Annotated in this window: 6 protein-coding genes and 1 pseudogene; 2 read left to right on the forward strand and 5 right to left on the reverse strand. The window is 41.6% G+C overall.

The window, feature by feature from the left end; translation table 11 throughout:
- Positions 1-93: 93 nt before the first annotated feature.
- Entirely contained in the window at positions 94-1,983 is a 1,890-nt protein-coding gene (locus tag I8748_RS20135) for a S9 family peptidase (RefSeq protein ID WP_198126338.1), read from the reverse strand.
- A gap of 561 nt (positions 1,984-2,544) precedes the next feature.
- Complete coding sequence (locus I8748_RS20140) at positions 2,545-3,987, reverse strand: RecQ family ATP-dependent DNA helicase (protein WP_198126339.1); 1,443 nt, start codon at positions 3,985-3,987, stop codon at positions 2,545-2,547.
- 461 nt (positions 3,988-4,448) lie between these two features.
- Here I8748_RS20140 and I8748_RS20145 point away from each other — a divergent pair, with 461 nt between their 5' ends.
- Positions 4,449-6,158 (forward strand): MHYT domain-containing protein, encoded by a 1,710-nt coding sequence (locus I8748_RS20145; protein WP_198126340.1) that lies wholly within the window; start codon positions 4,449-4,451, stop codon positions 6,156-6,158.
- 106 nt (positions 6,159-6,264) lie between these two features.
- Here I8748_RS20145 and I8748_RS20150 read toward each other — a convergent pair whose 3' ends face one another.
- Positions 6,265-7,869 carry a 2-isopropylmalate synthase gene (locus tag I8748_RS20150; RefSeq protein WP_198126341.1) on the reverse strand — a complete coding sequence of 535 codons (1,605 nt, stop codon included), beginning with the start codon at positions 7,867-7,869 and terminating at the stop codon, positions 6,265-6,267.
- A 92-nt stretch (positions 7,870-7,961) separates the two neighbouring features.
- Positions 7,962-8,483, reverse strand: coding sequence for a LabA-like NYN domain-containing protein (locus I8748_RS20155; protein ID WP_096557221.1), 522 nt, complete (start codon positions 8,481-8,483; stop codon positions 7,962-7,964).
- Between the two features lie 730 nt (positions 8,484-9,213).
- On the opposite strand from I8748_RS20155, the pseudogene I8748_RS20160 reads away from it, so the two are divergent.
- Positions 9,214-11,043 (forward strand): annotated as a pseudogene (locus I8748_RS20160) (CHASE2 domain-containing protein); the annotation flags it as partial.
- 10 nt (positions 11,044-11,053) lie between these two features.
- Here the strand turns inward: I8748_RS20160 and I8748_RS20165 are convergent.
- On the reverse strand, positions 11,054-11,422 hold a 369-nt coding region (locus I8748_RS20165), incomplete at its 5' end, for a transposase (RefSeq protein ID WP_214662672.1).

The following is an 11,422-nucleotide window of genomic DNA, read 5'->3' on the forward strand; positions in this document are numbered from 1 at the left end:
TACTCTTCCCCTCTGACATATCATCATTCCTTGCCAAAGACTATCTTTTTACTTTCCTTTTCCCCTTCCTCCCTTCCCCTTCCTCCCTTCCCCTTATTTAACAACACCTGAATGGCCAGAGATATCTCCTAAAGCTTCAAATCTACCTCCCAAATATTTAGCAAGAAACTCCTCAGCGATCGCAAAAAAGTGCAAGCGATTTTCTGGTCTGACAAAGCCATGTCCTTCATCAGAGTAAACTATATATTGCACTGGTAAATTAGCCTGACGCAAAGCTTCTACAATTTGGTCGCTTTCTGCTTGTTTGACTCGCGGATCATTGGCACCTTGACCGATAAGTAAAGGTTTTTGAATGCGGTCAGCGAAAAATAAAGGCGATCGCGATTTGAGAAATTCTTCTTCTGTGTCCAAGTTACCAACACGATGGTAAAGGGCGGCTTTCATCGGTTCCCAATAAGGCGGTATAGTTTTTAGTAAGGTAATTAAGTTACTAGGCCCGACAATATCCACACCAGCAGCAAAAACTTCTGGTGTAAAAGTTAATCCCACTAAGGTGGCGTAACCACCATAAGAACCGCCCATAATCGCAATCTTTTGTGGGTCAGAAATACCTTGTTGCACTAGCCAATTTACACCGTCGATTAAATCATCGTGCATTTTAGCAGCCCATTCACGATTACCAGCGTTGAGAAAAGCTTTACCATAACCACTAGAACCGCGATAGTTCACCTGTAAAACTGCATAACCCCGGTTAGCCAGCCATTGTACTGAGGGAGAAAAACCCCAAGTATCTCGCACCCAAGGGCCGCCATGAACTAGCAATACTGTTGGTAAATTCTGGGCTGGTATTCCTGGTGGTGTTGTCAGGTAAGCGTGAATAGTTAAACCATCCCGCGCCTCGTAGGAAATCGGTTGCATTGATGCTAGCTGCAATGCTTCGAGTTTGGGTTGGTTACTAAATAGAAAAGTGCTGGTTTTTGACTCTCGGTTGTAGGCATAGTAATAAACTGGGCCATTATCAGTTTTGTAAGCTACTAGCCAAGTTTGATCTGACAAATCGCGGCTAATTACAGAAAACTCTCCAGGACGTACTTTGGCGATTTCTGCAAAGTCAGCTGCTATGCTATGGTCGATTACTTGCCATTCTTCTTTATCTTTGTAGAAAGAAACTGCTTGGATAACACGCGTCAATGGCTGAATCATTACCTCCACCACATCATACTGCTGGTCTTCGGCGATGACGGTTTCTTGATGGGTGTCTAGGTCAACAACTAATAGACGTTGGGCGTTAGCATCATGATTGCCTTTGATATAAAGTTTTTTACCATCATCCGAGAAACTAACACAAGACCCTTCCTCATCTGGGCCCCAGTGGCGGAGAAGTTCCCACTGTTTATCTGTACTTTCCCGCAATAACACATCATAACCACCATCAGGTGTAGTAGCTTTGGCTGCAAGTATCTCAAACTCGGCGTTAGCTGTCCAAGTGACGATGTTACCCGGATTTTCGGTATCGAACTCCACCGCACCATTTTTCAGGTTGATGCGATAAACGTCAAACTTTTGGGGATTATGCAAATTCAATCCTACCAGTACTTGGTCTGGGTATTTGGGTTCCAGTCCCACAAATTCTGCTTTCACACCTGGGAATGGCGTTAAGTCACGCACAATCTTGGAGTGAATATTCACCAAGTAGAGGTGAAAGTTTTCATCACCATCCGCATCTTGCATGTAAAGCAACTGGTCAGCGTTATACGTCCAGAAGAAAATGCGGATACCCCGTTTTTTTTCAGCAGTTAGTATCTGGTCGTCTTCTTGTCCCACAGTCCGCAACCACACCTGCAAGACATTTTTCTCATCAGGGGCTATATAAGCCAAGTATTGACCATCAGGTGAGAGTCTTGGACTGGTCTTTTCTGGGTTGCCAAATAGGATTTGGCGCGGAATTAAGGGTGGTAGAGAGGGCGCTTGTGCAGATGACATATAAAAGGATGAAATATAAAGGTTGAAGGCTAAATTAATCAACCATTAATCTTGCACTCAGCCTAAATAACTGGAAGTTGCAGCTAAACAAACTTTTTCCGCCTAGGCGAACTCACGAAAAATTTAGGTTTTATAGCCTGTGTAGTCAAAATTAGTTTGTCTAGCCGCAATTTAAATTAAAGGTGTGCAAGTTATATGGAACCTGATTTCAGTTTATACTTCAAACTTCAGCCTTTTCACTTTAGGCTTTAGGCTTTTGACTCGAAGCTTTAACCTTTTGACTTGAAGCTTCAATCTTTTTACTCGAAGTTTCAACCTTTTGACCCGAAGTTTTAACCTTTTGACTCGAAGTTTCAACCTTTTGACTCGAAATTTCAACCTTTTGACTCGAAGCTTCAACCTTTTGACTCAAAACTTCAATCTTTTTACTCGAAACCTCAGCTAATAGGGTGTGTTGTAGCCAAGCGCTGCACCATTAGTGATTCTCGGTGCGTTAGGACTCTTGTCCATAACGCACGCTACCATATATCCAAAATCTAAAATCTAAAATCTAAAATCGTATTAACGGCAATTATCGCAATGTCCGCAACGCCAGTTAGCAGCTTCTTTGTCAAAACCAAAAGCGTGTAATAAAAACTGCCAACGGCACTGCTTGGTAGTCAGGTATTGATTCATTTGTTTAGCAGTTTGTAATTGCGTTATTAGCTGATTTTTTGCTTTTTGTTCAATGATGTAATGAAAAGGGTCAAGCCACTTTAGCTGGCCGCTGCTGTGGAGTAAAGCAAGGGCGGTAGCACTATCAGGAAATTGTCGCGTTACAGCATTTACTTCCCCTTGTTGTGGCAGTTTTTTCATGAGTTGCTGTGCTGTTTGCTGTTGCGATCGCATTTGCTTCTCAAAAAACTGCTGTCTTTGCTTATCTTCTGGATCTAACCACCCTGTAGGTTCACTAATTAAGGTGAGTGCTTCGGCTGGTTTTCCATCTCGTCCAGCACGTCCAATTTCTTGCACATATTCAGATAGTAAATGTGGAGCATGAAAGTGAATTACCCAACGAACATCTGGTTTATTTATCCCCATGCCAAAAGCACAAGTACAAACCACAAAAGGTATTTTGCCACCTAACCAACTAGCTTCCACTCCACGGCGTTCTACTGCACCTAATCCTGCATGATAACTAGCTGTATCATAACCCATTTGTGCTAACCATGCAGCTAAATTCTCGCTATCTCTTCTGGTACGAACATAAATTAATCCAGGTTGTTGTGGTCTATTTTGAATAAATTTTAATAATTGTTGTTTTCTACCTCGCGGTGTCCAAGCGATGCGGACACTCGGATATAAATTAGGACGATAAGGATTGAGGCGAAAAAACTCTGGTTGCTGTAATTGTAATACTGTTTGAATGATTTTTTGGGCTAGGGGATCAGCAGTGGCGGTAAAAGCTGCTAAGCTGATTTTTGTTCCTGGCGGTTTTAATTTCAGCAATGCAGGTCTGACTGCCCCTAATCTGCGATAAGCTGGTCGAAATGTTTCTCCCCATTGTACTAAACAATGGGCTTCGTCTAAAATCAAAGCGTTAATTTGCAATTGCGGGTGAGACAATCTTTCCCACACTGGCGCACTCAGTAAAGTTTCTGGTGACAAATACAGCAATCTTAGCTGTTGACGTTCCAAAGCTTGTAGTGTTGTCCGGCGTTGAAATGAAGGTAATTCACTATGCAAAAGCGCTGCCTTTTGGTGATGCTGAAGTAATTCCTGTACTTGGTTTTCCATCAGCGCTACCAAGGGCGAAACTACTAAAGTTAATCCTGTTTGTAACAGTGCTGGAAGTTGAAAACAAATCGATTTACCCCCACCTGTAGGCATAATGATCAATGCATCTTTTTGTGCTAATAAGGTGTTAATAATTTCTCCCTGTGGCGAACGAAAATCTTCATAACCCCAGATTTGTTGAAAAGCTACACGGACTTCTTGCCAAGATTTCGCTGTTTGATAATTCATTAATATTAGAAAATGCATCTAATTTGGAATATATCCTCTACTATCAATCTCCTGGCTCAGTGATGTTATCAGTTGTTGCTATCTAACTCAGATTTTTTAGTACTCATAAATAATAAACTGTCAAATGTCAACCAAATGAACCCGTTACTGCTCAGGCTTTTTTCTCCCTTTAGCCTTTTACCTTTCCCTTTTTGACTTCCCCTTTGCACCACAAGGTATTAAATGGGAATCCTAAAGAATAGGCTAGACCTCTTGCAAAAGTGCTTTTTGCACTCTTGTGGGAAAAGGGACTCATGTTAAAGGGGAAAGGGAAAATACCAAACCTTTCCCCCTTTCCCCTTCCCCTTTTTCCGACTTCTGCAAGAAGTCTGTTGATTCTCTCCTTGCTGTCACAGAAACTCGGCTAAGGTTGTCAGTTGTTTTTAACACATGAAGTTGGAATAACAATTGTCGCCCATTATATGGATACACTTATCGCTGGCATCTACGATATTCGTTTGTTAGTACTCTCAATTGCGATCGCTCTGCTTGCTGCTTACACAGCTCTCGATTTAGTTGGACAAGTCCGTACGTCTGATGGCTATGTGCAGATCGGCTGGTTAACCGCCGGTGCGATTGTTATGGGTACTGGGATTTGGTCAATGCATTTCGTGGGAATGCTGGCGTTTTGCTTGCCAATTCCTGTGCAATACGATGTCTTCACTGTACTGTTATCCATACTGGCAGCAATTTTGGCATCAGCATGTGCCTTGTTTTTCGTCAGTCAGGAAGTCATGAGCAGAGTGAATTTACTGAGTGGCAGTCTGTTGATGGGGTTTGGCATTACCACGATGCACTATACTGGCATGGCTGCGATGCGATTACAAGCAAAGATTCACTACAACTATTTTTTAGTAGGACTTTCTGTAGCGATCGCTTTGATTGTTTCATTAGCAGCGCTGTGGCTGGCATTCCATTTGCCCGATCGCACCACCACTGCTAGTAGACGACAGAAAATAGGTAGTGCCATCATCTTGGGAATGGCAATACCGACAATGCATTATACAGGTATGGCAGCTACTAGTTTTCATGCCACAAAGGTAGCACAGATGCCATCAGGTTGGATTCTTGACTCTTCTGGGTTAGCCAGCACTATCGGTATTTTTACCTTTGCCATTTTGGGATTAGCACTTTTGATTTCGCTGGAGAAAAAAACAGTTGACAGAACAGTTGCGTTAATCAATTTACAACATGAGATTGCTGAGCGCCAACAGGTAGAAAAGCAGCTGCAACTTGAACAAGCCCGGAAACTTGAAGAAACTTTGAAAGAATTAAAACAAACTCAAGCACAATTAATTCAGAGTGAAAAAATTTCTTCCCTAGGACAATTAGTTGCTGGAATTGCCCATGAAGTCAATAATCCTGTAACATTCATTTCTGGCAATTTATCCTACGCTTACCAGTACGTTGAAGACTTAATTTACTTGCTCAATCTCTACCGCAAACAGTGTCCGAATCCCAGTGTGGAAATTAAACAGCAAATTGAGGCGATAGATTTAAATTACTTGCTTGAGGATTTACCCAAAATGATTTCCTCGATGAAATTTGGTACTGACCGTATTCAAGAAATCATGCAGTCATTGCGAAATTTCTCACGATTGGATGGAAATAACAAAAAGATTGTTGATATTCATGAAGGAATTGACACAACCTTGATGATTTTGCAACATCGTCTGAAAGCCGAGTCACACCGCCCTGCAATCCAGGTTGTCAAGCAGTATGGTAAATTACCTTTGGTTGAGTGCTATGTAGGACAACTCAACCAAGTATTTATGAATTTGCTAGCTAATGCCATTGATGCTTTAGAAGAGTCTAACAATGGCAAAACTTTTGCGGAAATTCAGACTAATCCGAATACAATTACCATTTGTACCAGTGCAGATGAGCATGATGCGATCATCAAGATTGCTGACAACGGGCCTGGTATTCCTGAAGAAGTGCGGCTGCGATTATTTGATGCTTTCTTCACCACCAAAGCCGAGGGTAAAGGTACAGGACTGGGATTAGCGATTTGTCATCAGATTATTACAGACATCCACGGTGGTAGCTTGCAGTGCTTCTCTACCTTAGGCAAAGGAACAGAGTTTGTCATACAAGTTCCCATAGCGATCGCAGTTACTAATAGGGAGTAGGGAATTGGGAATGGGGAATTGGGAATGGGAAGCAGAAGAATAATAACAACTGACAACTAACTCCTAACTCCTAACTCCCAACTCCTAACTCCTAACTTCCAACTCCTCACACCTTCTCTGCGGTCAGTTGCTGTTGCTGTTCTGGGCTTTGCAGATATGCATATAATCTATTAAGCGCATTAACGTATGCTTGGGCAGAAGCAACTATGATGTCTGTGTTTGCAGCATGTCCGGAAAATACTCTCGATTCGTGCCGTAAACGGATGGTGACTTCCCCAATGGCATCAATTCCGGCTGTGACTGACTGCACAGAAAACTCAATTAACTGGTTTGGCACGTTCACCACGCGATTGATTGCTTTATAAACTGCATCTACTGGGCCAGTACCAATTGCTGCATCGGTTAATTCTTCGCCGTCTGGTGTGCGGAGTGTAACTGTGGCGGTAGGTTTGGCGTTGCTACCACAGGAAACTTGCACTAACTCTACGCGGAACAAATCAGGTGCTTGTTGGATTTCATCGTTAACAATTGCTTCCAAATCCCAATCGGAAATTTCTTTCTTTTTGTCAGCTACTTCTTTAAACCTCACAAATGCTTTGTTTAATTCTGTTTCTGACAGATCAAAGCCCAATTCTTTCAAGCGAGTACGGAAAGCATTTCTCCCTGAATGTTTACCCAATACTATTTGATTGTCTGTTAAGCCAATCAATTGGGCATCCATTATTTCATAGGTTAGCTTGTTTTTTAACACCCCATCTTGGTGAATACCAGACTCGTGGGCAAAGGCATTTGCCCCTACGATTGCTTTATTTGGTTGCACTAGCATTCCCGTCAAATTAGAAACTAAGCGCGAGGTTTTATAAATTTGACGGGTGTCAATATTGGTTAATGGTTGCTCAGAATCAACTGGTCTTCCTAAGAAAGGATTGAAATATTGCCGCCGCACATGCAAAGCCATGACTAATTCTTCTAAGGCAGCATTTCCTGCTCGTTCACCAATACCATTGATGGTACATTCTAATTGGCGTGCGCCATTTTTTACAGCTTCCAAGAAGTTAGCAACTGCTAAACCTAAATCGTTATGTCCGTGAACAGAAATAATTGCTTGGTCAATGTTGGGCACATTATCTTTAATGCCTTTAATAATTGCCCCAAATTCACTAGGTGTAGTGTAACCAACTGTATCAGGAATATTAACTGTTGTTGCCCCAGCAGCGATCGCTCGCTCTAACACTTGATACAGAAATTCTGGGTCAGAACGTCCAGCATCTTCGGGTGAAAATTCCACGTCATCGGTGAAACTTTTGGCATAAGCTACCATTTCTTCTGCGATCGCTAGTACTTCTGATTTTGTCTTTTTCAGTTTGTACTTCAGATGAATATCAGAAGTGGCAATAAATGTATGAATTCTGCCATGAGCAGCGTTCTTTATCGCTGCTGCTGCTGTTTTGATATCATCATGCCTTGCTCTTGCCAAACTACAAATTACCGGGCCATCTTCTGTGCCTACGATTTCTGCTATCTTGCTTATGGCTTCAAAATCTCCCGGACTAGCAAAGGCAAAACCAGCTTCAATTATATCTACACCCAACCGCGCCAGCTGCTTAGCGATCGCCAGCTTTTCGTCTATATTCAGTGTTGCTCCCGGACATTGTTCTCCATCTCGGAGTGTAGTATCAAAAATGATGATTCGCTCTGCTTGATTTGTCATTTTGGCTCGTTGTTTAGTTTTAACTTTTTGCTTAAAATACTCGGAACCTTATCTTTTTATTCTTAACATTCTGTAAATAATTGTTAAGGCAATCAACCTTCTACTTTCTCTATTTGGTCTCTTATATCGTTCAAATCTATATATCTATCCGTGGCATTACGCAATTCTCTAGCAATCATGCCTTCTGTTGATACTACTGTAATATGTGTATTTTTTGAACGCAAGAGTTCGATGGCTCTTTCAAAATCCCCATCGCCGCTAAATAAAACTACTCGATCATATTGGTCTACTGTATTAAACATATCTACAACAATTTCTATATCTAAATTGGCTTTTTGCGAATACCTGCCGGATGAATCATCATAATATTCTTTGAGAATTTTAGTTCGGACTGTATATCCCAGACTGATGAGAGCATCTCTAAAACCTCGTTGATCTTGTGGGTCTTTTAAGCCAGTGTACCAGAAAGCATTAATTAAAGTAGTATCTGATTGCTCGTGTTTGAAATATTCTAAGACTCGCCGAGGATCAAAAAACCAGCCATTTTTTTGTTGAGCATAGAACATATTGTTTCCGTCTACAAAAATAGACAGACGATTCATTGGAGAACCCATAGAAAAATACACCTAATAAATAGAAATGAATTTAGATGGAACAATAGATTATAGCAACTCTCAAATGATAATTTTGCTAATATACCTAAAGGAACTTCTCATGTATAGCTTTTATCTTACCGCTTTCAAAGCAGAAAATTTGCCCAAACGTTAGACATAAGCTGTTGGGTGTCCCACGTTTTCACTCCTAATACTATAAGAGACACCCCATGATCAAAATCTACCAATAAAATTGACTGACCAACAGCATTCTTAGCTATATAACGGTCAAGTTTACTCCTAAAGAGGTAAGTCATAGGTCTTGGGGTAGGATCAACATTGATCACCATCTATCAGTTTTACATTCAACAAAAGGACAAGCCTAATGGAAATGCCAGTGTTGTACAACAGGCACGCGTTGCTTATCAGTAGGCTGTTGGTAGACTACATCTAAATAGACGCACCTGTGGGCTAGAGTGGAATAGAATCTCGTAGCAACTCAATGTCAAGTCAGAGAATTTCCGGCTCAGGTCTGTAGAATGATCTCTGCTTTAATCTTAGTCAGAGAATAAGTTAGGCAGTAGCTGGGTTGAGAGTCTGCTGTATCGAGGTTGGCTAACCCCAGTTTGGTCAGGAATAGCAGATACATTACAAATGTATAAGATTTTCATTTAAGTCTAATTTCAATGTACTCGTAGTAAAAAGGGACATGAATAAATAAAGTTGTACGTAAACCAATTATTAACACGATATGGCAGAAGAACCTACACCTACCTTAACTAAAAAACATGTTTCTGCTGCCAATATAGGCTCAAGTAAACTGACAAAAGTCCCTCTGACAGCATCAACACTCTCTTTCACACTCATGGCTCGCTTAGGCCATTTGCTTGCTGGTGCTTCAGCCATAGGTGCAGCACTGCTGAGTGTTTCTGGTTTAGGTATGGTGCAATTGATGGAAAATCAAGCGCTGTCTGCATTTTTCCAGTTGCGCGGGCCGATTGTGCCTCCGCAAGATATCGTAATTTTAGCGATCGACGATCAGTCGATATCAATTCCTGAACAGTACTATAAAACAGATCCAAAACACTACGTTTACTTAGAACCGCTGAAATCATTTCCCTTTAAACGAGCAGCATATGCCCAGATTATCGAAAAGTTGATCAAGGCTGGTGCGCGTTGTGTGGCATTAGATCTAGTTTTTGACACACCAAGTAGTTACGGTATAAATGACGATCGCCAACTGCAAGCAGCATTGCAACAATACGGTAGCAAAGTCACCTTAGCAGCACTCTACGAAAATTTCCAGACACACCAAGGAATTTTCATGCAACTGAGTCCGCCTCAAGAAATGTTTCGTGTCGGGTCAGTTTCTATTGGTTCAGTCAATTTCCCCCTGGAGATAGATGGCAAAGTTCACCAACTAGCGAGTGAGTTTTCGGATTTCTTACCTCAAGACGATTCTTTAGCAGTGAAAATGCCCTCATTTGATGAAGCGGTGCTATTGGCAGCACAGATAAATTATCCCAGACCAAAGGGCGATCGCATTCATTTCTGGGGAACAGCGGGGACATTCGAGACAATTCCTTTGTGGTACGTACTCGACCCAGAAAACTGGAATACTTATTTAGAGCAGGGCAGGGTTTTCCAAGGCAAGATAGTCTTGATTGGCTCAACAGATAAGTTGAACAACGATTATCATCCCATAGCTGCGGGCAACAGTCTAGAGCGGATGTCAGGAGTGGAAATTCACGCCAATGCCATCGCCACTTTGATGCAAAATAAAGCCATTGCCCAAGCTTTTAATACTCCACCTCTGCGGAGCTTGTTTGTACTGATATTAGTTGGTGGTGCAGCCATCATTATTACTAAAACCAAACGAGGGATTGAGAGATTTACATTTAGCCTCGTCCTAGCTAGCATTTGGGGAGGAATTAGCTATGTGAGCTTTGTATATGCTCAGTTAATTTTTCCCACTGTGACACCGATGATTGCGATCGCTGTTTGCGGACTGTCTTACTTAGTAACCGAAGTAGCCAGGGAAAAAATTAGAATCCACCAATTCATCAATATTTTTCAGAAATATAAAACTTCTCCCGTTGTCCAAGAGATTATCAGCCAACAACAAGACCTCCAGGACTTACTCCAGCAACGAGATTTAGCATTAACAGGGAAAATACTAGCAGGACGTTACAAAATTGTCAAAGTTCTTGGTGCAGGTGGATTCAGCGAAACCTACATTGCCCAAGATACCCTCCGTCCTGGAAACCCGTCATGTGTAGTTAAGCAGCTAAAACCAGCCAACACCCAATCAAAGGCCTTAGAACTAGCCAGACGTTTATTTGAGTCAGAAGCCCAAACCCTAGAAAAATTGGGAACACACCCCCAAATTCCTCAACTTCTGGCTTATTTTGAACAAGATGCAGAATTTTATTTAGTGCAAGAATATATAGAGGGTCATCCTCTGAGTCAGGAACTCCCACTGGGTAAACCGATTTTAGAAACTAAAGCGATCGCAATTGTCAGAGATTTATTGCAAACATTAACATTTGTCCATGAAAACGGCGTCATTCACCGAGATATTACAGCAGTTTTCAGATGAATAGACCACAGTGAGCAAACCAACCCCAAGCATCATCAGAGGAGATGTGTTCATTCACAATCTGAGTTAAAACGTGATTTAGTGCCTCATGGGTTGTAACTTTTGCTGCTCGTAAACACTGCTTCAGTTTTGACCAGCATAATTCAATTGGAGATAAATCAGGTGAGTAAGGAGGCAAAAAGACAAGACGTGCACCAACTGCTTCAATTGAGTCTCGAATCACCGCAGCAGTATGTACTGATAAATTATCCATGACAACAATTGCTCCAGCCCATAACTGTGGTGCTAGAATCTGTTGCACATAAGTTACAAACACATCGGTATTGACACTACCTGAAATACTCATAGTGGCAATCAGCCC

Origin of the sequence: Amazonocrinis nigriterrae CENA67 (assembly GCF_016056305.1) — a bacterium.
In the GTDB taxonomy this organism is placed as follows: domain Bacteria; phylum Cyanobacteriota; class Cyanobacteriia; order Cyanobacteriales; family Nostocaceae; genus Amazonocrinis; species Amazonocrinis nigriterrae.

Bases quoted from the DNA above. Each gene is read 5' to 3' on its own strand.
- I8748_RS20145 (WP_198126340.1), top strand. From the start codon at position 4,449: ATGGATACACTTATCGCTGGCATCTACGATATTCGTTTGTTAGTACTC.
- I8748_RS20140 (WP_198126339.1), bottom strand. From the start codon at position 3,987: ATGAATTATCAAACAGCGAAATCTTGGCAAGAAGTCCGTGTAGCTTTT.
- I8748_RS20155 (WP_096557221.1), bottom strand. From the start codon at position 8,483: ATGGGTTCTCCAATGAATCGTCTGTCTATTTTTGTAGACGGAAACAAT.
- I8748_RS20135 (WP_198126338.1), bottom strand. From the start codon at position 1,983: ATGTCATCTGCACAAGCGCCCTCTCTACCACCCTTAATTCCGCGCCAA.
- I8748_RS20150 (WP_198126341.1), bottom strand. From the start codon at position 7,869: ATGACAAATCAAGCAGAGCGAATCATCATTTTTGATACTACACTCCGA.